This window comes from Trinickia dinghuensis, from assembly GCF_003367175.1.
Taxonomy (GTDB): domain Bacteria; phylum Pseudomonadota; class Gammaproteobacteria; order Burkholderiales; family Burkholderiaceae; genus Trinickia; species Trinickia dinghuensis.
The window spans coordinates 641,436-663,125 of record NZ_QRGA01000001.1 but is presented as its reverse complement, the minus strand read 5'-3'; the positions used below and the strand labels follow the sequence as shown (position 1 = coordinate 663,125).

Genomic DNA, 21,690 nt, shown 5'->3' with positions numbered 1-21,690 from the left:
CTTAAACTTGACGTGCCGCGACGGGCTCGAGGAGCTTCGCCGGCAGCTTGAATTCGACTTTTTCTTCGCGGCCGTCCATCGTCGAGACTTCGACGTGGCCCAGCGCGCGCAGCGCGTCAATGACGTGCTCTACCATTTCCTCGGGTGCCGACGCACCGGCCGTGATACCGACCGCTTGCGCATGGGCGAACCATTCGGGCTTGAGCTCGGAGCCGTCCGCGACGAGATAGCTCGGCACGCCCGTTTCGGCACCGATTTCGCGCAGGCGATTCGAGTTCGAGCTGTTCGTCGCGCCGACGACGAGCAGCACATCGACTTGCGCGCTCAACTCGCGGACAGCGGCTTGCCGGTTTTGCGTCGCGTAGCAAATGTCGCGCGTGTCCGGCCCGACGATGTTGCTGAAACGCCGCATCAGCGCTTCGATGATGCCGCGCGTATCGTCGACCGACAGCGTGGTTTGCGTGACGTAGGCGAGCGGCGTATCGTCAGGCAAATCGAGCTTGGCGACCTCGGCCTCGCTTTGAACGAGCAGCACCTTGCCCGGAATTTGCCCGATCGTGCCCTCGACTTCGGGGTGCCCGGCGTGGCCGATCAAAATCAGGGTGCGGCCGGCCGCGACGTATTGGCGGCCTTGCACGTGTACCTTCGTGACGAGCGGGCACGTGGCGTCAAGGACGTCGAGCCCACGCTCCTGCGCATCGCGTTCCACGCTTTGCGCCACGCCGTGGGCGCTGAAAATGGCAACCGCGCCGTGCGGAACCTCATCGAGTTCCTCGACGAAACGCGCGCCCTTGCTGCGCAGATTTTCGACGACGTGCCGGTTGTGCACGATTTCATGGCGCACGTACACAGGCGCCCCGTGCCGTTGCAACGCACGATCGACGATCTCGATCGCGCGGACGACACCCGCACAAAAGCCGCGGGGCTGAGCAAGGATGACTCGCATGGTATGGCGAACTCCGACCGAATCGGGGTATCGAGCCGCCTGCCGTTTAGCAGCGTGATCGCCCAGACTCCAACTATTATTAAGAACGCGGGCGTGAAAGCCGGCAAACCAACCCAAACGCGCATTCTAACGCTATCAGGCCGCGAACGCTTCCGGCCGGGCAGTCGGGCGTTGCAAGAATGTCAGCGTGCCGGCCCGGCCCATGTTCAGCAAGCCGGCAGCCAACATGCCCGGCAAGCCGCTAAACTAGCGGACTCGGCGGGTTCGGCCACGTTTAGGTTACATCCGGGCTGCGCCGCTATTACATTGTTGTTTCCATGATATTACGCAGACATTACGCAAACATTGCGTGTCGCCGCCGTAGTCATCGTATTTCGCACCTATTCTTTCAATTTCATTTCATCGCATGACCGTCGCCCTCTTTGGCTTGTCCGTCCTCTCGCTCGTCATCTGGTGCGTCTTGCTGTTCGCGCGGGGCGGGTTTTGGCGCACGCGCTGCGCACCGCCGATCGCCGGCGATGCAATCGCCGCGATCGAGGCCTGGCCCGCGGTCGTGGCCGTCGTGCCGGCCCGTAACGAGGCCGACGTGATCGGCGCGGCCGTCACGTCCCTGCTCGAACAAGCGTACAAAGGCGAATTCCATGTGATCGTCGTCGACGATCACAGCACCGACGGCACCGCCGAGTGCGCGCGCGCAGCGGCGCTGGCACTGGGTAAGCCCGAGCGCTTGACGGTGCTCAAGGCCGAACCGCTGCCGTCCGGGTGGTCAGGCAAAGTGTGGGCGCAATCGCAAGGCGTCGCCGCCATCGGCTCGCGCGGGCTTCCGGCCGATTACCTGCTGCTGACCGATGCTGACATCGCGCATCCGGCCGATGCCGTGGAGCAGCTCGTTGCGCGCGCGGCGACCGAACGGCGCGACCTCGTCTCGCTGATGGTGCGGCTGCGTTGCGATTCCCTCTGGGAGAAGGCGTTGATTCCGGCGTTCGTCTTCTTCTTCGCCAAGCTCTATCCGTTCAGCCGGGTCAACAACCCGCGCAACAAGACGGCGGCGGCGGCCGGCGGCTGCATGCTGGTGAAGCGCGCGGCGCTCGAGGAGGCCGGCGGCATGGAGGCGATTCGCGCGGCGCTGATCGACGACTGTACGCTGGCGGCACTGATCAAGCATCGCGGCCAGGGCGGCCATGCGATTCGGCTCGACGTCGCGGCGAACAGCCGTTCGCTGCGCCCTTACGACGGCCCCGGCGAGATCTGGAACATGATCGCGCGCACGGCCTTCACGCAATTGCGCTATTCGCCGCTGCTGCTGCTCGGCACGCTGGTCGGGATGACGGTGATTTACCTCGCGCCGCCCGTCGTCGCGCTGGTGCTCGGCGCGCTGGGTTGGCCGGCGTGGCTGGCATGGGCTGCCATGTGCTGCGCCTATGCGCCGATGCTCCGCTATTACGGCCGTTCGCCGTGGTGGGCCCCGGCGCTGCCGCTCGTGGCGCTGTTTTACGTCGGCGCGACGTTGGCTTCGGCCATTCGATATTGGCGCGGCAAGGGCGGCCAATGGAAGGCGCGCGTGCAGGCACCCGCGCAAGGCGGGTGAAGCGGCCCGCTATCGCTGCGTGAGCATCATGTAAAGCTGGACGGCGGCTTCGGGCGAGAACGTGAACGGCACCCAGCCGTGGCCCGTATGCCGCGCAATCAACAGACGATCGCCGTTGGCTTGCTTTTGCATCGCCACGACCGGATTTTTCGTCGACGCGAAGCGCCAGCCGGCCGGGATGCCCATTGGCGGCTCCGGGGTCATCGAGGCGCGCGCGTTCGCCAGCTCCTCGATCAATTGACCGATTTGCTCGGGGTGCAGCGTGACGGTTTGCTCGCCGATGCTCAGTGTCAGTTCGTTGTGCGAAGGACGCGCCACACGCAGCGTGGGCTTCTCGTCGTTCGTTTTCTCGTCGTTCGTTTCGTGGGCTACGGCGGCGGCTGCAACGGCCGCCTGCGCGGCGTCTTGCGCTTCGGTGCGCTCGGCCTGAGCTTGCTCGGCCGCGGCTTGCGTCAGCCGGACGAGTTCGCTGAGCCGATCGACTTGCGCGTCGATCGCGCCGATCTGTTCTTCCAGGTTCATGCCGGTCAATCTCAAGCAAAGAGACGCGATTCTACCGGCTGCTCGCCGCTTGCATCCGGGAGCGACGCCGGCGAGTTGTAACAAAATGCACGCGCCGCGACCGCATCAGTGCTTGCCCTTCAAGTATCCGGCTTCTTGGAACCATTGCAGCGCGTCGCGCAGTCCGTCGAGGTAGGGCCGTGCGCGATAGCCGATTTCGCGCTCGGCCTTGGCCGACGTGAAATACATCTTGTTCTTCGACATCTTGAGCCCGTCGACAGTCACGAAGGGCTCGCGCTTCGTGAGCTTGGCCACGCATTCGGCGCCGACCGCCAATGGGTAAAGCGGCCAGCGCGGCAGGCTGATCGTCGGCGGCTTGCGGCCCGTTTCCTTGGCGATGTCGGCGAGCATGCGCTGCAAGGGCAGATTCTCGCCGCCGAGAATGTAGCGCTCTCCGATTCGCCCGCGCTCGAGCGCGAGCAAATGGCCCTCGGCGACATCGTCGACGTGGACGAGATTCAAGCCCGTATCGACGAAGGCCGGAATCTTGCCGAGCGCGGCTTCGACGATGATGCGGCCCGTCGGTGTCGGGCGCACGTCGCGCGGGCCGATCGGCGTCGACGGGTTGACGATGACGGCGGGCAGCCGATCGCGTTCGATCATCCGCTCGACGGCGCGCTCGGCCAGCACCTTGCTGCGCTTGTAGACGCCGATGGCCTGCTGCGCCGTGAGCGGCGAAGTTTCGTCGGCCACGCGGCCTTCGCTCGTGACCTTCAAGGTTGCGACGCTGCTCGTATAGACGATGCGCTCGACGCCCTCCGCGAGCGCGGCCCGCATCGTCGCTTCGGTGCCTTCGAGATTGGCGCGCTCGATTTCGGACGGATCGGGTGCCCAGAGCCGGTAGTCGGCGGCCACGTGCATGAGGTATCGCACGCCGCGCAGGGCCGCGCGCATCGATTGCTCGTCGCGCATATCGCCGACGACGATTTCGGCGTCGAGCGATTCGACGTTCTTGCGCGGGCTCGTTGCGCGCACAAGCACGCGCACGCGCATGCCGCGTGCGAGCGCCGCGCGGGCGACGGCGGAGCCGACGAAGCCCGATGCGCCCGTGACGAGCACGAGATCGCCTGATGATTCGGTCATGGTGTGGCGCGGATGCGTTCGTTGCGGTGATGCGGCGAGATTGTACTGGTTGTCGTTGCGCGCCGTCGTGGATCGCCGCCGAGCCGGGGCCGCTGATCCGCCTCAGCTATACGCCATCATGCCTTCGTTGAATTGGCGGATGAACGCGTGTGCATCGGCGGCGGGCATTGCGCGTGCAAAGCGATAGCCCTGCACGACGCTGCAGCCATGCCGGCGCAGGAAGGCGAGTTGCGTTTCGGTTTCGACGCCCTCGGCCACGACCTCGAAGCCGAGCGCACGGCCGAGCGAGAGAATCGCGCGCGTGATGACTTCGTCTTCGCGATGGCGGCCGATGCCCGATACGAACGACATGTCGAGTTTCAACCGCTCCGCTTGGAAATTGCGGATGTAGGACAAGCTCGAATAGCCGGTGCCGAAATCGTCGATCGCCAGATCGATGTCCATCGCGCGCAAGGCACGCAGCACGTCGAGCGCGCCGACCGTCATCAGCGCGCCTTCCGTGATCTCGATCTCGAGCAGGCGCGGCGATAGGCGCGCGCGCGTGAGTGCCCGCTGCACGACGCGCAGAATGTCGCCTCTCGCAAACTGCCGCGGCGAAAGATTGACCGACATCCGCAGCCCCGGCAACGTCTCTTGCCAGACCTGCGCCTGGAAGCAGGCTTGCTGCATGACCCATTCGCCGATTGGAACGATGAGGCCGTTTTCTTCCGCGATCGGGATGAACGTCCCGGGACTGACGGGTCCGAGTTCCTGATCGGTCCATCGCAGCAGCGCTTCGACGCCGGTCACGCGATTCGTCTGTAAATCGACCTGCGGTTGATACTCGAGACGGAATTCGCCGTTGGCGAGTGCCGCGCGCATGCGGCGCGACAGCGCCAGCCGCTCGTCGGCACGCCGGCCCAGTTCCGGCATGAAGTGCTGCAGCGCATTGCGTCCGTTCGATTTGGCCCGGTACATCGCGAGGTCGGCGCGGCGCAGCAGCGTTTCGGGATCGGTGCCGTCGGTCGGGAAGCAGGCCACGCCGATGCTCGTTTCGACGTGAAATTCGGTATCGTCGATCCATACGGGACGCGCGAATGCGTGCGATACGCACGCGAGCACTTCGCTGAGCCGATCGTTGTGAGTGTTGGTATTGGCACTAGCATTAGCATTAGCGTGAGCGTCAACGTTAGCGCCCTGACGGATCACCATCACGAACTCGTCGCCGCCATAGCGCGAGACGGTATCGGCCTCGCCGACGCACGAGCCCAGCCGCGCGCCGATTTCCCGCAGCAGGCGATCGCCGACGCCGTGCCCGAGGCTGTCGTTGACGTCCTTGAAGTGGTCGATGTCCATGAAGACGACGGCGACGCGCGTGCCGTCCCGCTCCGCGTCGCTTATCGCTTGAACGAGGCGTTCGTTGAGACGGTACCGGTTCGGCAAGGCCGTCAGCGAATCGAAATTGGCCTGCCGCGTCAGCAAATCGCGCGATTGAACGAGTTCCGTGACATCGTTGACGACGCTGATGTGATGCGTGACGCTGCCGTGATCGTCGCGAACGGGCGCGATGTAGATCTGGTTCCAAACGAGTGCCCCGTCGCGCCGGTTACTGCGCAGCAGCGTGGTGACTTCGCTCTCGTCGGCCAGCGCGCGCCGTATCGTGTCGACCCCCTCTTGGTTTCGATCGTCGCCGTGCAGGAAGCTGAAATCCAACCCTTTGACGTCGTCGACGGAATGACCGGTGATGCGCTCGAACGCGGGGTTCGCATACTCGATCAGCTCGCCGTCTTCCGTGACGCGCGTGATCAGCACGGCGTTGACGATCGCGTCGAGCGCGCGGCTGCGCAGCCGAAGCGCGAGATCGATGCCCTTGCGCTCGGTCACGTCTTCGTAGGTCGCGAGCAGGCCCATGACCTCGCCATGCGTGTTGCGCAGCGGCACCTTCGTCTTGCGCAGCCATCGCCATGCGCCGTTTGCCGCCGGCGAGAATTCCTCGTAGTTCGAGAGTGCCTCCCCGGCCTGGATGACCTCGCTATCGCGCAGGCGCGCGTTGGCGGCCGCGGCGCGCCAGGGAAGGTCGTAGTCGGTGAGCCCGACGATTTGCGAGGTGTCGTCGACGCCGACATCTTGTGCGAACGCGCGGTTGCATCCGAGATAGCGCGACTCCGTGTCTTTCCAGAAGATGCGCTGCGGCACGCTGTCGATCACGGCTTCGAGCATTTGCTTCGATTGCCGCAATGCTTCCTTCGCGTTTTCCTTTTCGGTGACATCGATCGCGACGACGAAGCATGCGCGGCGATTCGCGTAAGTCAGGAAGTGATACGACGGTTCGACGAAAAATCGCGAGCCGTCTTTGCGGACATGCGTGCGCATGTCGCTGGAGCCGCTACTCGGGGATGGGTTCGCCGAACCCATCCTCGCCGCGTACTTGATGAAGCGCGCGATGAACTCGGCGCTCTCTTCGGCCGGCCGCAATGCGGCGATCGACATTCCGGCCAACTCCTCACGTTCGTATCCGTATTGCCGCACCGCGGCACCGTTGATGGCGGCGATCGTCAGCGTTTCGACGTCGTAGATGAGCATCGGCAGCGGATGCTCTTCAAAGTACTCGCGAAAGCGGGCTTCGCCTTCCTCGCTTGAAATGCGTGCGCGGGCGCGCTCGAGCCCGAGACGATGATTGGCGAGGAAGCCGTAGACGAGGAAAACGAACGCCGCCGCGACCGCCGCCGCGAACGCGGTCCGCTCGGATGCGTAGCGGCGGGCGATGTTCGCCGCACGCGGGTCGCCCGACAAGTTTTGCGCCGCGGCAAGCGTGCGCAAGCCGACGGCCACGCGGTGACGGCTGTCTTCGACCAGGAGCAGCGCATCGCGCGGCAGCACGACCGAGGATGCCTCGGGCGTTTCGCCGTGCGCGGTTTCGGCGATGCTGCGCTGCCATTCGTGCGTGGCCGAGCGCAGCTCCTCGATGCTGCGCTCGCTCGCTGCGGACTTGCTGAACGCCCGCGCCAGGGCATTGAGCGTTTGCTCGGCGCGCTGGATCCGCGCCGTGGGCCAGGGCGCCGTGCGCGAGTTCGGGTCGGCGACGAGACGCAGGAAGTCCGCGTCGGCCTGCGCGTACAAGTCTTGCAGTTCTTCTACGTTGTCACGAACTTGTAATGTATGTGCCATCTGAGCGTCGTCGAGTTCTCGCGCCGCAAAGATTTGGCTTGCCCCGAACGCGACGATGCCGACCGCGATCGCGCAGACGGCGACGGTCAGAATAGTGGTGCTGTGCTCGTCCAGCCAGTCTTTCAAAAAGCCTTTGCGAGCGACTCGTGTCGCGCGATCCAGTAGCGCCACTGTTAGGTCTCCTCTGGCTTATTAAGCTGTCGCGCATACGCAATCACAGCGTTTAACGACCGCGAACCGGGATTTCTTTAGACCCGAATTGTTAGGTGCTGCTAAAAAAACGATTTCAGCCGGACGACTACAATGCGGGGATTGACGCAAAGGCACTGGGGAATGGCAATGGAAGGTCCGGATTTGGACAACAAAGTCGAGACGTATTACGCACACGTGCGCGGCGTCGTGCAGGGCGTGGGTTTTCGGCATGCAACCGTGAGACAGGCGCACGCGCTCGGCGTCACGGGGTGGGTGGCAAATCTCGCCGACGGCTCGGTCGAAGCGATGCTGCAAGGATCGGCGAATCAAATCGACAGGATGCTCGAATGGATGCGGCGTGGGCCGCCTTCGGCGCGCGTGACCGATTTCTTCAGCGAAGAGCGCCAGGTCGATAAGCGCTTCGTGCGCTTCGAGCAGCATTGAGCGTGGAAACACGGGGCGCCGATTACGATATCGGCCTTATTACCGGCGGTGCGGGCGACGTGCTTTGCGCGACCGGCGTGCCGCTGTATACAAAATGAATCAACATGAAACGGGGCGTGGAATCGCGCTTTCGGTCACGGCTACGACATTATTTGCGCTGTTATCGGTGTATACCCGGATTTTGCATCCGCTCGACGGGCTGGACATCTTTGCTTGGCGCATTGTCTGGACGGCGCCGGGTGCGTTGATGCTTGTTTGGATGCGAGGGCGTCGCGCGCAGTTCGAGGCGCTCGCGATCGCTTCGCTGCGAGAGCCGATCAAAGGGGTGATGCTGCTGCTGGCGAGTGCGTTGCTCGGCGCGCAGCTTTGGCTGTTCATGTGGGCGCCGTTGCACGGCCGCGTGCTCGAGGTCTCGCTCGGATATTTTTTGCTACCGCTGTCGATGGTGCTCGTCGGGCGGTTCTATTATCGCGAGCAGCTCGTTCCGCTGCAGTGGCTGGCTGTTGCGTTTGCCGTGCTCGGTGTCGCGCACGAGCTATGGGTAACGCATGCGTTTTCGTGGCCTACTCTCGTTGTCGCGCTCGGCTATCCGCCGTACTTTATTCTGCGCCGGAAGATCGGCGCCGATTCGCTCGCCACGTTCGCGTTGGAAATATTGCTGCTGCTGCCCGTTGCCGTCGCTGTCATTGCGCTGAGTCCCGGTGCTCAGGCAGCGCTGCAGCGGCCGCTTTTGTGGGCGTTGTTGTTGCCAGGGCTCGGTGCGTTGAGTACGGTTGCACTCGCGAGCTATCTTGCTGCTAGTCGTTTGTTGCCGATGGCTTTGTTCGGGATTCTCGGCTATGTCGAGCCTGTGCTGCTCGTGCTCTTTTCGGTCACGCTGCTCGGCGAGACTCTATCGGTGCGGCAGATCGGTACCTACGCGCCGATCTGGATGGCCGTGGCCGTGACGGCCGTGCACAGCGTGTTGTTGTTGCGCGAGCAACGAAGGGATCGAGTGGGTTGATGTCGATTGCATCGACGGCGACCCGAATCATCAACCCAACGACCTCACGCCTTCCCGCACTTCATCGAAGAGCCAATCGCGAAAGGTCTTCACGGTTGACGTGTCCGCTTTGTCTTGCGTGCACACGAAATGAAAGTGCAGCCCCGTTGGAATTTCCGGTCCGAATGGAATGGCCAAGCGCCCGGCGCGTACATCGGGCGCAGCCAACACGCGTCGCCCGAGCACGACTCCCGAACCCTCCACAGCGGCTTGGATCGCATGATCCGCGTGATTGAAAAATAGCCCACGGGTAGCATCAACGTTCACGCCCGCGAGCGTGAGCCATTCCGGCCAACCCATCGCGCCCGAATCGACCATCCGCAGCGACTCGTCGTGGATCAACGGCATGTGCTCGAGATCTCCGACCGTGAGCGGCCGGCCGAGGGCTTCGATCAGCGAAGGGCTGCACATCGGCACGACCGATTCCTCGATCAGGCGCTCAATGTGCAAGCCGATGGCATCGATGCGTCCGAAACGAATCGCCACGTCGATGCCCTCCTTGGCGAAATCGCACCGCGACAACGAAGCGGACACACGTGTCTTGATATCGGGATGCAACTCCGCGAATTTCGATAGGCGCGGCACGAGCCATTTGCTCGTGAATGCAGGGCCCGCGGTAATGACCAGGCGCTCGGGTTCCCGGCTTTTGTCCACCCAGGTCATCGCGCGCGTCAAATGCGCGAAACCCAGCGTCACTTCCTCGAAGCAGCGTTTGCCGTGCTCGCTCAATTCGATCGCGCGGTTGGAGCGGCAAAACAGCTCGACGCCGAGATATTCCTCGATGCTGCGGATCTGGTGACTGACGGCGGCCGGGGTCACGAACAGTTCTTCCGCCGCCTTCTTGAAGCTCAGGTGCCGCGCGGCGGCTTCAAACGCACGCAGCGCGTTCAACGGCGGCAATCGGTGTTTCATCGCGTCCCGGCTTCAATAAAGGTAATCCGAACGCGAGGATTATTAGCACCCTTCGCCCGACTGGAACAGCCGGCTCAAACTGAATCACGGTATAACCGCGTCGACGCGGCGAAGTACGAATCGAAGCGCGAAGCGTTTGCCGTGACCGAGCCCCGCACCGCGTTACCTGACGCCTGGGATCGCCGCCGACGTGAGAAAAACTAATCCGACGCGCTCGATTACTCGCTTTTTTTGCCCGCCAGCCGATGGGATAGTCGTACTCGACCGGCACCGCTGTCGGCGGTGCTTCGATACGGAGCTTTCGACCATGTTTGGTTTTGCCTTTTATATCGCCTTGGATCTCATCGGCGACTACCTGTCCGCGCGATTCGCGCTCCCCGTGCCGGGGTCGATCATCGCGCTCGGCCTGGTGTTCGCGATGTTGACCGCACGCGGCAAGGTGGATGAACCGCTCAAGGCATCGTCCGACATGCTGCTGCGGTACCTGGCCGTAATGCTAGTGCCGACCTGCGTCGGCGTCATTACGTTGATACAGCATGCGCCGTCGGGGATGGCGACGCTGATCGTCGTGCTCGTACTGGCATTGGTGATCGGTAGCCTCGCGACGGGATGGATGGCCAACGCGCTGCTTGCACGCTACCGCGCCGCGAACGCGCCGGCTGCATCCTGAATACGAATCTCGACGTCCTTAAAGCCGCCATGACGATTTTCAACGATACGATGGGTTGGCTCGCGCTGACGATCGCTGCCTACGCGGCCGGCGACTGGCTCTATCTGCGCGCCGGAAGATGGCCCGTGCTGCATCCGGTCATGCTGGCCTCGGCTGCGCTGATCGCGCTGCTGTTGGTTACCGGGTTGCCGTACGGTCGGTATTTCCATGCGACCGGCCTGCTTCACGATTTGCTGGGGCCCGCGGTCGTCGCGCTAGCCGTGCCGCTCTACGAGAACATACACAAGGCGCGGGCCACGCTGGTGCCCATCCTCGTCGCGATCCTGCTCGCCGGCTTCGCGGTGACGGGCAGCGCGCTGCTGCTGGGTCATCTGTTCGGGTTGAGCCCGGCCATGCAGCATTCGCTCTGCACGAAATCGGTGACGACGCCCATCGCTTTGTCGATAGCGAGCAAGATCGGCGGCTCCATACCGCTGACGATCCTCGGTGTGTTCGTGACAGGGCTCGTCGGCGTCGTTGCAACCCCGTTTCTAATGAAGATGATCGGTGTGGACAGCCCCGCCGTGAAGGGCTTCACGCTCGGCGTGACATCCCACACCTTCGGCATCACGCGAGCCATCGAATTCGGTTCCGAGGCCGTTGCTTTCGCAACGCTAGGGATGGCATTGATGGGAGGCGTCTCCGCTGTCCTCGTTCCCGCGTTCTTTCATTAGCTGCTCTCTGTATTTCTCCATCCTTTTTTGGGCGCCGTCGAAACGGCGCCCGCTTTGCGTCGATTGCTGCATCGCAAAATAACCAACCGGGTCGATTCTTGTCGTCGACCTAACGGTCGGTCAACAAATGAAACTAATTAGAAATAAAATAGAAAGCTTAGTGAAATACTTTGGGTTAACAAAGTTAGATTGATCCCTCTAAAGAGAAGTGCTCCGGTTGCGCATGTCATCCTGCTATCGTCATGGCGCGCACCTTCTTGGCCTCACGAGCGCAGGTTGCAATGGATCGATTCTGGTTGCAACGCGAGTTGCAATGTCGGCGATTCCAACCAATTCTTCACTGCGCGGCTCCATTCAAATCGCTTTATAGAAAAGGCATTTAGCTTCACTCGAATAATCGCAAGACGGTTGCACCATGGGTAATCCCGCATCGACGTACGGGGCACCTCTCGCGGTACGTTACGCGTCGCGCGCTGGCGCTGGCACCGTCGCGGTGCATTGATGCGTGAATCGGCTCCGGGTAAACCTTGGGTAAACGTAATTTGCTTCTATCAAACAATTTTTGACGGCCGGTTTTAGTCCTGATATGGTTCCGCACACTGAAGATAAGACGAGCGCTGCTCTTGTGCTGGGCAGCAAAATTAGAGCGCTTCGCAAAAGGCTCCAACGCACACTAGACGAAACGGCAACGGCTGCCGGCATATCGAAGCCGTTCCTTTCGCAAGTCGAGCGAGGGCTGGCCACGCCGTCCATTACGTCGTTGGCAGGTATTGCGAAAGCGCTTGGAGTGACGGTGCAGTACTTCGTCGATACGCCGACAGAAGCAAAATCGGTACGGCGCGTGGACGAATTGCAGTTCTTTAGCTTTGCCGACTCGGCCAACCTTTTTGCCCGGCTCACGAACGTGTCGGGCGATAGGCAGCTCGACGCGATTCTCGTCCGGTTGCCCGCGGGTCAGCCGCCGTCGGAAGTGACGACGCATGCGGGAGAGGAATTCTTGTATGTGTTGCGCGGTGAGATATCGCTGAGCCTCGAGGGTTCGACCTTCGTACTGCACGCAGGAGACAGCGCGCACTATGAGTCGACGGTCCCACATGGATGGGCCAATACCGCAGGCGATGAAACCGTGCTGGTTTGGGTCGGAACGCCAAAGTTGTTTTGATTAGCCGCTGTTCGTTTTTTGCGGGTGCTGGTCTTCACATGACAGTTAGGAATCCTAAATTGTCCGAACTGTAGTGCGTAACCGGTAGCCGAGCGCATCTCGCCGCCTCGTAGCGGCTGAGATCGCACGCTTGCACGCCCATCGTCGGTTCGCAGGCGCTGTGCGTACGTTAAGACTTAGGACTACTAACTAAATCAAGGCGCTTCATTTAGGTGAAGACATGCAGTCGTGGTTGCGCATTGGTGGTGCAGTGCAAGAACGAGGCAGTCAACAGGGGGCGGTACAGCGGTGCCGCAAGCGCCGAAGGTGAGCCAGGCCTTCGCGCAAAACAACTTGGCGTTATCGACGAGAGAAGGGGAAAAATGAAACTGACGGCTTTAGGATCGGCCATACGCAAAATAGTGTGGGCTGAGGTGGCATTGACGGCGGCATTGGGCACGTCGGTTGCCTTCGCGCAGAGTCAGCCGGCTACTGCGCCGGTGAGCGCATCGGGTGCGACCGCGGCGGCTGCGCCGGCCGCGGGATCGGGCACGGCCGCGGCGGCGACGCCGGCCACCGGTGCGACGACGGAGAAGAAGGGCAACGTGCAGCAGCTCAAGCGCTTCGAAGTGACGGGCTCGCTGATCCGCAGTTCCGACAAAGTCGGTTTCAATCAGGTTCAAACGGTAACGGCCAAGCAGATCCAGTCGAGCGGCGCGACGTCGGTTGCCGACTTCCTGCGCGATACGGCGGCGAACTCGGCCAATAGCTGGAGCGAAGGCCAATCGGGCAACTTCGCGGCAGGCGCGGCGGGTTTGGCGCTGCGCGGCCTGAGCGAAAAATACACGCTGGTGCTCGTCGACGGCCAACGTGTCGCGCCGTTTGCGTTCTTCTCCAATAGCGTCGATTCGTTCTTCGACCTGAACACGCTTCCGCTGAACGACATCGAGCGAATCGAAATCGTGAAGACCGGTGCCGTGTCGCAGTACGGCTCGGACGCAGTCGCCGGCGTGGTGAACATCATCACGAAGCACAACTTCCACGGCTTGGAACTCGACGGCAGCTACGGCAGCGCCGTCAACGGCGGCGGCGGCGATGGCACGACGAAGTTCGGCATCTTGGGCGGCTTCGGCAATCTGAACAGCGACCGCTTCAACATCACCGCCGCGGCGAGCTATTACAAGTCGAACGGCTTCACACTGGCCGATCGCGACTCGACGCAAAACGAAGACTTCACGAACAAGCCCGGCGGCTACTCGCTGCTCGCGCCTTCGTACTGGAACATGCCCGGCGGCAGCGCGCAAGCGCTGGGCACTTGCCCGTTCGGCGGTTCGGTGCATCCCGCGGCGACGAACTCGATCACGCAGGGCATGCCGGGCACGCTGTGCGGCATGAATTCGGCCGAAAGCATGTCGATCTCGCCGATGATGGAGCGCCTGAACGCCAAGATCCATGGCGACTTCAAGATCAATGACAACACCACGGCCTTCGCGGACCTCCTGCTGAGCAGCAACCAATCCACGACGAACGACGGGATCTGGGGCAACACGATCGGCAACCCGCAAAGCCCGGCGCTCGTCTGGAATCCGCAGACGAAGCAGTTGTCGCCGTTCAACACCGTTGTGCCGGCCAGCAATCCGTACAACCCGTTCGGAGTGGCGACGCCGCTGACGTACTCGTTCCCGGCAGCCACCGGCGAAAAGACGAACGCCACCTACTGGCGTGCGGCCACTGGCGTCAAGGGATCGTTCTCGCTGCCGCGCGGAGACTGGGATTGGTCGACGTCGATTAGCCATTCGCAGAGCACGGTTGCGAACGACTACTACAATTCGCTCAACGTCAACGCGCTGAACAACATCTATCAGAACGGCGCGCTCGACTTCGCGAACCCGTCGGCCACGCCGAATTGGGCGAACGGCCTGTACGAAGGTGCGACCACGTTCGCGGTGTCGAAGCTCGACACGGTCGACGCGACGATTTCGACGCCGAATCTGTTCCATCTGCCGGCGGGTGACGTGGGTGTCGGCTTCGGTGCGCAGTTCACGCATCAAAGCGAAGCGCTGACGCCCGGCTCCGAGTTCCTCAATGGCGATGTCATCAGCCCGAACCTGCAGACTGCGATCGGCCAGCGGAACGTCGCGGCGGTGTACTACCAGTTCGACATTCCGATCATCCACAACTTGACGTTCAGCCAGTCGGGCCGCTACGACCATTACAGCGACGTCGGTGGTGCCTTCTCGCCGCGCTTCGCGTTGCGCTACCAGCCGGTGAAGGCGTTGACGATGTACACGTCGTATAGCCGCGGCTTCCGCGCGCCGACGTTCGTCGAGGACAGCAATTCGAAAACGCTCGGCATTCAGATCGATCCGAACACCGGCCTGAACTACACGTCGATCACGGTGGGCAACCCGAATCTGGCGCCCGAGCATACGCGCAACATCAACATCGGCTTCGAGCTGTCGCCGACGCGCACGACCGACGTGGGCTTGGACTGGTACAAGATTCGCGTGGATAACGTCATCGGTCAGGGCGCACCTTCGCAGGTCGTCACGGATCCGACGACGGGCGACATTCTCTACAAGACGATCCCGTATCAGAACCTCGGCTATCTGGACACGAACGGTTTCGAAGGTACCTTCCGCCAGGCACTGCCGACGCAAGTCGGGACGTTCACGCTGTCGGGCGACTGGGCCTACGTCAACCAGTTCAAGCTCGGGGCGCCGGGCCAGGCTCCGATCAACGGCGCGGGCAACGACTATACGCTCACGCAGCCGTTTGGCGGCAGCTTCCCGCGCTGGCGCGGCAACACCACGCTGGACTGGACGTACCACAAGTTCGACGCAGCTCTGACCTGGCAATTCACGGGCCCGTACGCGCAAAACTTGTTGCCGCAGCCCGCTCCTTCGAAGGTCGGCTCGTACAGCCAGTTCAACTTGATGGTCACGTACACGGGCTTCAAGCACTGGACGATCTTCGGCGGCATCGACAACATTTTCAACCGCGTACCGCCGTACGACCCGCTGTTCGCACAAGGCACGTTGGATTTGAACGGCTACGACCAGTCGATCTACTCGTATGTAGGCCGCTTCGCTCAGATCGGCGCGACGTATAAGTTCTAAGACTAAAAAAGAGCAAGGCATCTCGAGCTAGCTAGTCGGTCCGTCGTCTTCGTGCCTAGTGCAACGCTTCGCTTCATCACAGAAGGCGACGCGCGAAGCACGAAGCGGCGGACCTGTTTTAAAGCAGTGGCAAGTCCCTTGTGATCGGCCTCACCCCGCGGTTCGTTGCACGACGAGCGCCGCAATCACGGAACAAGGCGATTCACGCCGGGAGGATCGAAGGTGGGTATGAAAGTGGAAGGACAATCGCCCGGCGCATCGGCCGGGATGGCATGGTCAGGTCGCCCACGCGAGTTCGGGCGAAAGCAGCAAAACCCCGTGCGCCGCTTCGGCGGCATCGCAGCGGTCATCGTATTGCACATCGTGCTTATCTATGCCCTGCTCAACGGCCTTGCAACGAAGGTCGTGCACGTCATTCAGCATCCGATCGAAACCAAAATCATCGAGCCGGTGAAACCTCCGCCGCCGCCGCCGCTGCCGCCCGTGCAGCTGCCGCCGCCGAAGTTCGCGCCGCCGCCTCCGCCGTTCGTGCCGCCGCCCGAGGTGCCGGTGCAAGCGCCGCCGCAGGCAACCATCACGCATCAAGCGACGCCGGTGCAGTCCGCGCCCGTCGTAGCGCCGCCTCCGCCCGCGCCGGCTAAACCCGCCGTGCATACGGAAGTCGGTGTCGTGTGTCCGAATTCGGATCAGATTCGCGGTTCGATCGCTTATCCGAAGGATGCGCAGGAAAACGGCGATACAGGCGACGTGCTCGTCGAGTTCACGGTCGATCCGCAAGGCCACATCACGAACGAGCGCGTGGCGAAGTCGTCCGATCACGACAGCCTCGACGACGCGGCGTTCAAAGCGGTCAAGCGATTCAACTGCATCGCGCAAGGTCAAGCTGTTCGGGTGCAAGTGCCGTTCTCGTTCAACCTCAACTAAATTGAGCGTTGGGCAACGACGGACAGATGCAAACGAGCGACAGATTCGCATGGGACCGGACCAAGCACTAAGGCGCGAAGTCCGATCGACATCGGTACAACAGGTTTCAAGAGTTCAACGATTGAACTGAACTGGAGCAGATTATGAAGAAGCGTTCCCTCGCCCTACTGGCCACCTCCACCGTGATCGCCGTTGCGACGGCCACCACCGTCCTGCCGCAATTCGCCTATGCGCAAGCAAGCGATGCCGCGGCAACCGCCGCGGCTAGCGCAACGAATGCGACGACGGCTACGGCCGCCGCAAGCGACACCGCCACGCAGCAAACCGCGGCACCCGCTGCCGATCAGCCGGCGCCTCCGCCGGCACCGGCGGCCACCGAAACGGTCACCAATCCGTACGGTCTCGGCGCAATGTGGAAGAACGGCGATTTCGTCGCGCGCTTCGTGCTGATTCTGCTCGCCATCATGTCGATGGGCAGCTGGTACATCATGATCACGAAGTTCTTCGAGCAATTCCGCGCGAACCGCCGCGCCAAGGCGGCCGACCAGCAACTGTGGTCGGCTCCGACGCTGTCCGAAGGCGCCAAGCAGCTCGACGAATCGTCGCCGTTCCGCTTCATCGCCGAGACGGCGATCGAAGCTGGCGAGCACCACGACGAAGCGCTGCTCGAAGCCGTTGATCGCAATACGTGGATCGACGTGTCGGTCGAGCGCGCCATCACGAACGTCGCCAACCGCCTGCAAGACGGCCTGGCCTTCCTCGCGACGGTCGGCTCGACGGCCCCGTTCGTCGGCCTGTTCGGTACGGTGTGGGGGATCTATCACGCACTGACGGCCATCGGTATCGCCGGCCAAGCGTCGATCGACAAGGTGGCGGGCCCCGTCGGCGAAGCGCTGATCATGACGGCAATCGGCTTGGCAGTGGCCGTGCCCGCGGTGCTCGGCTACAACTTCCTGGTTCGCCGCAACAAGTCGGTGATGGAGCGTGTGCGTGGCTTCGGTGCTCAACTGCACACGGTGCTGCTCGCGGGCGGCAAGCGCCCGGCACGTGCAGCGAACCGCGCCGCGTCGCTGGTTCAGTAATCTCCCGTCCCGATAAGCGAGGTCCACCATGGCCATGAGCGTTGGAGGCGAGGACGACGACGAAGTCATCGCCGCCATTAACACCACGCCGCTCGTCGACGTGATGCTCGTGTTGCTGATCATCTTCTTGATCACCATCCCGGTCGTCACGCATACGGTGCCGCTGCAACTGCCCCTGGAACGGGTGCATCCGCTGCAGACGACGCCGAAGAGCATCGAAGTCGCGGTCAACAAGGACGGCGACTTCTTCTGGAACGAATCGCATGTCGATGGCCCGACGCTTCTGACGAAGCTCAAGGCGGTGTCCGCGATGCAGCCGCAGCCCGAGATTCACGTGCGCGGCGATCAGAACACGCGCTACGAGTTCATCGGCCGCGTCATCACCGACTGCGAGCGCGCCGGCATCGCCAAGGTGTCGTTCATCACGCAGCCGCCTGCGCGCGGCGGCTAACCGGAGGAAATGGATTATGGGAATGAACGTCTCCTCGGGTGGCAGCGGCGAACCGGAAGTGATGGTCGACATCAACACGACGCCGTTGATCGACGTGATGCTCGTGCTGTTGATCATGCTGATCATCACGATTCCGATTCAGATGCACGCCGTGAAGATGAATCTGCCGGTCGGCAATCCGCCGCCGCCGGCGGTCCAGCCGCAAGTCGTGCAGATCGACATCGACTTCGACGGCACGATGACGTGGAACGGCGCGCCGATCCCGGATCAAGCCACGCTCGAGTCGAAGCTCTCGCAAGTGGCGGCCGAGCCTGTACAGGACGAGATCCACGTGCGGCCGAACAAGCTCGTGCCGTACAAGGATGTCGCCGAGGTCATGGCGGCGGCGCAGCGCGTCGGTGCGACGAAGATCGGTTTGATCGGCAACGAGCAGTACATGCAATAAGGAAGTGGCAATGCGAACGATCCATCGACGGTTCAAGCACGCCGCGCTCGCGGCGGCCAGTTGCGCGTTTCTCGTGCTGGCGGCGGCGCCGGCCCCGAGCTTTGCGGCCGACACGCTGCGCCCCGAAGTGGGCAAGCCTCTGAACGACGCCCAGAATCTGTACCGCGCGCACAAGTACAAGGACGCGCTCGGGAAGATCGCGCAAGCGGCAGCCGTGCCGAACAAGACGCCGTACGAAACGTACATGGTCGAGGAAATGCGCGGCGCGGCGGCGATGGCCGCGGGCGATACCGGCACCGCGGCGCAGGCGTACGAAGGCTTGCTGAGCAGCGGGCAGCTGAAGGGCGAGGACGAACAGCGCGTCACCGCCACGCTGGCCGGCGTGTATTTTCAGGAGCGCAACTATGCGCGCGCCATCACGGTGGCGCAGCGCTACTTGAAGGCGGGCGGCACCGATCCGCAGATGCGTACGCTGCTCGTGCAGTCGTACTACCTGTCGAACGACTGCGGCAGCGTCGTCAAGCTGCTCAAGCCGTCGATCGATGCCGACGCGCATGCGGGCCGCGCGCCGGACGAGTCGCAACTGCAACTGCTCGGCACGTGCGCGCAGCGCGTCAAGGATGACGCAACGTATCGCGGCGCGCTCGAAAAGCTCGTGGCTTATCACCCGAAGCAGTCGTACTGGGCCGATCTCTTCACGGCGATTCGCAATAAGCCCGGCTATTCGTCGAATCTCGACGTCGACACGTACCGCCTGCGCCGCGTCACGGGTTCGCTCGCGAGCGCCGACGATTACATGGAGATGACGCAGCTTTCGATCGTCGCCGGTACGCCGGCCGAGGCGAAGCAGGTGATCGATCAGGGGTTCTCGTCGGGCGTGCTCGGCCACGATGCGCAGGCCGACAGAGAGAAACGTCTGCAAGCGCTCGCCGCCAAGCGCGCGCAAGCCGGCGTCGACAAGGCGAATCCGCCGGCGCCCGTCGACGAGGGTTTCAATCTCGTCTTCGCGGGTAAAGCGCAGCAAGGCCTGTCGATGATGGAAGCGGCGATTGCGAAGGGTAAGCTCGATCACCCCGATCAAGCGCAACTCCACTTGGGTATCGCTTATTACGTCGCCGGACAAAAGGCGCGCGCGGTTCAAGCATTCCGCGCCGTGAAAGGCACGGACGGGTCGAGCGATTTGGCCCAGCTTTGGTTGCTGGTAGCGTCGAAGTGAGGCGGCGCGGTGCCCTGATTTAGGGCACACAGGGGGGGAGGCCGTCGCGGGTGGGGTGCCCGCGACGGCTTCAGTTCACCCCCTTGAAGCACCGTTCCAAAGAATGGCGCGCCGGCGTCGATCGGCGTGCGTCCCTACGCACTGAAAGATGAAACCTTTCCTGTTTCGCCTAGCGTTCGCGGCAGCGCTCGGCTTGGCATTCGCGACCGGCGCGCAAGCCAAGTCCGCGATTGCGCAATTCGGCGATCCTAAATATCCGCCGGATTTCACGCATTTCGATTATGCGGATCCCGACGCTCCGAATACGGGGACGTTGAAGTTCCAGAACTACGATCAGTCGCAAAGTTACGATTCGCTTAATCCGTTCATCGTGCGCGGATTGCCGGCGCCCGACGTCAGAAACCTGATGTTCGAGACGCTGATGCAGCGCAGCTGGGATGAGCTGGCTTCCGAATACCCGCTGATTGCCGATGACGTGGAAGTGGCGCCCGATGGGATGTCGGCGACGTTCCATATCAATCCGAAAGCGCACTTCTCGAACGGCGATCCGATCACGGCAGCCGACGTCAAGTATTCGTTCGATACGCTCAAGAGCCAGCAAGCCTCGCCGATGGTTTCGTCGCAATTCGCGGAGATCAAGCGAGCGACCGTGATCGATCGCTCGACCGTGCGCTTCGATTTCGTCGACAACTCGCGCGCCGCCCCGCTGATCGCGGGCGACATCCCCGTGTTTTCGCCGAAGTGGGGGATGCAGGCAAACGGCAAGCGCTTGCCGTTCGATCAGATTTCCGTCGAACCGCCGATCGCGAGCGGCCCCTATCTGGTCGAACAGCGTAAGAACGACAAGGACATCGTCTATCGCCGCGATCCGAATTATTGGGCTGCCGATCTGCCTTCCCGGCGCGGCATGTTTCATTTCGATCGCATCGTCTTCAAGCTCTACCTCGATCAATACACGAAGCTCGAAGCCTTCAAGGCCGGCAACGACGATGTCGATCGCGAGTACAGCGCGACGCAATGGGCGCGCAAGTATGTGGGTAAGAATTTCGACAACGGGATGCTCAAGAAGGAGACGTTCCCCGACGGCCCCGCCCAGATGCAGGGCTTCATGGTCAACACGCGCAAGCCGGAATTCCAGGACCCGCGCGTGCGTCACGCGCTGGCGCTCGCGTTCGATTACGACTGGATGAACCGGATGATGTTTTACGGCCAGTACACGCGGCTGAACAGCTTCTGGGACGCAAGCCCGTTCGGCGCGACCGGCATGCCGAGCGAGAAGGAACTGAAGCTGCTCGAGCCGTTCCGGGCCGAGCTTCCGCCCGAAGTATTCGGCCCGATGGTGAAGCAGCCGAGCACGAATCCGCCCGGCTCGCTGCGGGCCAACCTGGTCAAAGCGCGCGAGCTGCTGGGCGAAGCGGGCTGGCACTACCGCGACGGCGCATTGCGCAATGCCGCGGGCACGCCGATGACGATCGAGATCATGGACGACGAACCCGGGTTCGATCGCTTGCTGATTCCTTACACGCAAGCGCTGCAGACGCTCGGCATCGACGCGCACATGCGGGAGATCGACAGCGCGCTCTATCAAAAGCGGCTCGATAGCTTCCAGTTCGACATGACGACCTACATCTACCCGCCGGTGACGATTCCGGGCATCGAACTCGAGCGCCGCTTCGGCAGCCGGGCAGCCTCGGAGATCGGCTCGGAGAACTACTCGGGCATTCACTCGAAGGCGGTCGATGCGCTCGTGCATGCGGCGGTTTCCGCCACCGATCTCGACGATCTCGAAGCCGCCACGCGCGCGCTCGATCGGGTGTTGATCAACGAGTATTACGTGGTACCCCAGTATTACGAGCGCAATGTCCGCATCGCCTATAAGAAGACGATCGCACACCCGCGCGTGGTGCCCGACTCGTATCAGTCGGAGGATTGGATCATCGATTACTGGTTTCCGAATCCCCAAGGGGCGGCGGCCATCAAGACGTCGGCTCCGGCCGGCTCGCATTAAAGCATC

The 21,690-nt window shown here is 62.5% G+C and carries 18 protein-coding genes; 13 read left to right on the top strand and 5 right to left on the bottom strand.

All coding sequences use genetic code 11. The features are described from left to right. Position 1 precedes the first annotated feature (1 nt). Positions 2-946: a 4-hydroxy-3-methylbut-2-enyl diphosphate reductase gene (gene ispH, locus DWV00_RS02930; RefSeq protein WP_115531996.1), complete on the bottom strand. Its 945-nt coding sequence runs from the start codon at positions 944-946 to the stop codon at positions 2-4. A gap of 406 nt (positions 947-1,352) precedes the next feature. Between ispH and DWV00_RS02925 the strand changes: the two genes are divergently transcribed. Continuing rightward, positions 1,353-2,534, top strand: coding sequence for a glycosyltransferase (locus DWV00_RS02925; protein WP_115531995.1), 1,182 nt, complete (start codon positions 1,353-1,355; stop codon positions 2,532-2,534). A gap of 9 nt (positions 2,535-2,543) precedes the next feature. Here DWV00_RS02925 and DWV00_RS02920 read toward each other — a convergent pair whose 3' ends face one another. From DWV00_RS02920 to DWV00_RS02910, 3 genes are all read right to left on the bottom strand, one after another. Next, a complete protein-coding gene (locus DWV00_RS02920; protein ID WP_115531994.1) occupies positions 2,544-3,056 on the bottom strand; it encodes a hypothetical protein in 513 nt (170 codons plus the stop codon). A gap of 105 nt (positions 3,057-3,161) precedes the next feature. After that, the gene (gene hpnA / locus DWV00_RS02915; RefSeq protein WP_115531993.1) at positions 3,162-4,178 is read right to left on the bottom strand and encodes a hopanoid-associated sugar epimerase; all 1,017 of its coding nucleotides are present in this window, start codon (positions 4,176-4,178) and stop codon (positions 3,162-3,164) included. Positions 4,179-4,280: 102 nt separating this feature from the next. Then, entirely contained in the window at positions 4,281-7,496 is a 3,216-nt protein-coding gene (locus DWV00_RS02910) for a sensor domain-containing protein (protein WP_147297822.1), read from the bottom strand. 168 nt (positions 7,497-7,664) lie between these two features. On the opposite strand from DWV00_RS02910, the gene DWV00_RS02905 reads away from it, so the two are divergent. Together DWV00_RS02905 and rarD are read left to right on the top strand one after the other, a co-directional pair. Next, complete coding sequence (locus DWV00_RS02905; protein ID WP_115531991.1) at positions 7,665-7,961, top strand: acylphosphatase; 297 nt, start codon at positions 7,665-7,667, stop codon at positions 7,959-7,961. A gap of 94 nt (positions 7,962-8,055) precedes the next feature. Beyond that, positions 8,056-8,964 carry an EamA family transporter RarD gene (gene rarD / locus DWV00_RS02900; protein ID WP_115531990.1) on the top strand — a complete coding sequence of 303 codons (909 nt, stop codon included), beginning with the start codon at positions 8,056-8,058 and terminating at the stop codon, positions 8,962-8,964. A gap of 30 nt (positions 8,965-8,994) precedes the next feature. On the opposite strand, the gene gcvA is transcribed toward rarD, so the two are convergent. Next, complete coding sequence (gene gcvA, locus DWV00_RS02895) at positions 8,995-9,915, bottom strand: transcriptional regulator GcvA (RefSeq protein ID WP_115531989.1); 921 nt, start codon at positions 9,913-9,915, stop codon at positions 8,995-8,997. 307 nt (positions 9,916-10,222) lie between these two features. Between gcvA and DWV00_RS02890 the strand changes: the two genes are divergently transcribed. From DWV00_RS02890 to DWV00_RS02845, 10 genes are all read left to right on the top strand, one after another. Then, positions 10,223-10,585: a CidA/LrgA family protein gene (locus tag DWV00_RS02890; RefSeq protein WP_115531988.1), complete on the top strand. Its 363-nt coding sequence runs from the start codon at positions 10,223-10,225 to the stop codon at positions 10,583-10,585. A 29-nt stretch (positions 10,586-10,614) separates the two neighbouring features. Then, on the top strand, positions 10,615-11,298 hold the full coding sequence (locus DWV00_RS02885; protein ID WP_181885330.1) for an LrgB family protein: 684 nt from the start codon (positions 10,615-10,617) through the stop codon (positions 11,296-11,298). A gap of 586 nt (positions 11,299-11,884) precedes the next feature. Then, positions 11,885-12,460: a helix-turn-helix domain-containing protein gene (locus DWV00_RS02880; RefSeq protein ID WP_115531986.1), complete on the top strand. Its 576-nt coding sequence runs from the start codon at positions 11,885-11,887 to the stop codon at positions 12,458-12,460. 362 nt (positions 12,461-12,822) lie between these two features. Continuing rightward, on the top strand, positions 12,823-15,558 hold the full coding sequence (locus DWV00_RS02875; RefSeq protein ID WP_115531985.1) for a TonB-dependent receptor: 2,736 nt from the start codon (positions 12,823-12,825) through the stop codon (positions 15,556-15,558). A gap of 228 nt (positions 15,559-15,786) precedes the next feature. Continuing rightward, complete coding sequence (locus DWV00_RS02870) at positions 15,787-16,482, top strand: energy transducer TonB (protein ID WP_115531984.1); 696 nt, start codon at positions 15,787-15,789, stop codon at positions 16,480-16,482. 143 nt (positions 16,483-16,625) lie between these two features. Beyond that, positions 16,626-17,564 (top strand): MotA/TolQ/ExbB proton channel family protein, encoded by a 939-nt coding sequence (locus tag DWV00_RS02865; protein WP_115531983.1) that lies wholly within the window; start codon positions 16,626-16,628, stop codon positions 17,562-17,564. Positions 17,565-17,592: 28 nt separating this feature from the next. After that, the gene (locus DWV00_RS02860; protein WP_115531982.1) at positions 17,593-18,015 is read left to right on the top strand and encodes an ExbD/TolR family protein; all 423 of its coding nucleotides are present in this window, start codon (positions 17,593-17,595) and stop codon (positions 18,013-18,015) included. A 16-nt stretch (positions 18,016-18,031) separates the two neighbouring features. Further along, positions 18,032-18,460, top strand: coding sequence for an ExbD/TolR family protein (locus DWV00_RS02855; RefSeq protein WP_115531981.1), 429 nt, complete (start codon positions 18,032-18,034; stop codon positions 18,458-18,460). 10 nt (positions 18,461-18,470) lie between these two features. Continuing rightward, on the top strand, positions 18,471-19,676 hold the full coding sequence (locus tag DWV00_RS02850; protein ID WP_115531980.1) for a tetratricopeptide repeat protein: 1,206 nt from the start codon (positions 18,471-18,473) through the stop codon (positions 19,674-19,676). 148 nt (positions 19,677-19,824) lie between these two features. Then, positions 19,825-21,684 (top strand): extracellular solute-binding protein, encoded by a 1,860-nt coding sequence (locus tag DWV00_RS02845; RefSeq protein ID WP_115531979.1) that lies wholly within the window; start codon positions 19,825-19,827, stop codon positions 21,682-21,684. Positions 21,685-21,690: the final 6 nt, after the last annotated feature.

Excerpts from the sequence above, each read along its gene's own strand:
- ispH (WP_115531996.1), bottom strand. The coding sequence starts at position 946 with ATGCGAGTCATCCTTGCTCAGCCCCGCGGCTTTTGTGCGGGTGTCGTC.
- DWV00_RS02925 (WP_115531995.1), top strand. The coding sequence starts at position 1,353 with ATGACCGTCGCCCTCTTTGGCTTGTCCGTCCTCTCGCTCGTCATCTGG.
- DWV00_RS02920 (WP_115531994.1), bottom strand. The coding sequence starts at position 3,056 with ATGAACCTGGAAGAACAGATCGGCGCGATCGACGCGCAAGTCGATCGG.
- hpnA (WP_115531993.1), bottom strand. The coding sequence starts at position 4,178 with ATGACCGAATCATCAGGCGATCTCGTGCTCGTCACGGGCGCATCGGGC.
- DWV00_RS02905 (WP_115531991.1), top strand. The coding sequence starts at position 7,665 with ATGGAAGGTCCGGATTTGGACAACAAAGTCGAGACGTATTACGCACAC.
- rarD (WP_115531990.1), top strand. The coding sequence starts at position 8,056 with ATGAATCAACATGAAACGGGGCGTGGAATCGCGCTTTCGGTCACGGCT.
- gcvA (WP_115531989.1), bottom strand. The coding sequence starts at position 9,915 with ATGAAACACCGATTGCCGCCGTTGAACGCGCTGCGTGCGTTTGAAGCC.
- DWV00_RS02890 (WP_115531988.1), top strand. The coding sequence starts at position 10,223 with ATGTTTGGTTTTGCCTTTTATATCGCCTTGGATCTCATCGGCGACTAC.
- DWV00_RS02885 (WP_181885330.1), top strand. The coding sequence starts at position 10,615 with ATGACGATTTTCAACGATACGATGGGTTGGCTCGCGCTGACGATCGCT.
- DWV00_RS02880 (WP_115531986.1), top strand. The coding sequence starts at position 11,885 with ATGGTTCCGCACACTGAAGATAAGACGAGCGCTGCTCTTGTGCTGGGC.
- DWV00_RS02875 (WP_115531985.1), top strand. The coding sequence starts at position 12,823 with ATGAAACTGACGGCTTTAGGATCGGCCATACGCAAAATAGTGTGGGCT.
- DWV00_RS02870 (WP_115531984.1), top strand. The coding sequence starts at position 15,787 with ATGAAAGTGGAAGGACAATCGCCCGGCGCATCGGCCGGGATGGCATGG.
- DWV00_RS02865 (WP_115531983.1), top strand. The coding sequence starts at position 16,626 with ATGAAGAAGCGTTCCCTCGCCCTACTGGCCACCTCCACCGTGATCGCC.
- DWV00_RS02860 (WP_115531982.1), top strand. The coding sequence starts at position 17,593 with ATGGCCATGAGCGTTGGAGGCGAGGACGACGACGAAGTCATCGCCGCC.
- DWV00_RS02855 (WP_115531981.1), top strand. The coding sequence starts at position 18,032 with ATGGGAATGAACGTCTCCTCGGGTGGCAGCGGCGAACCGGAAGTGATG.
- DWV00_RS02850 (WP_115531980.1), top strand. The coding sequence starts at position 18,471 with ATGCGAACGATCCATCGACGGTTCAAGCACGCCGCGCTCGCGGCGGCC.
- DWV00_RS02845 (WP_115531979.1), top strand. The coding sequence starts at position 19,825 with ATGAAACCTTTCCTGTTTCGCCTAGCGTTCGCGGCAGCGCTCGGCTTG.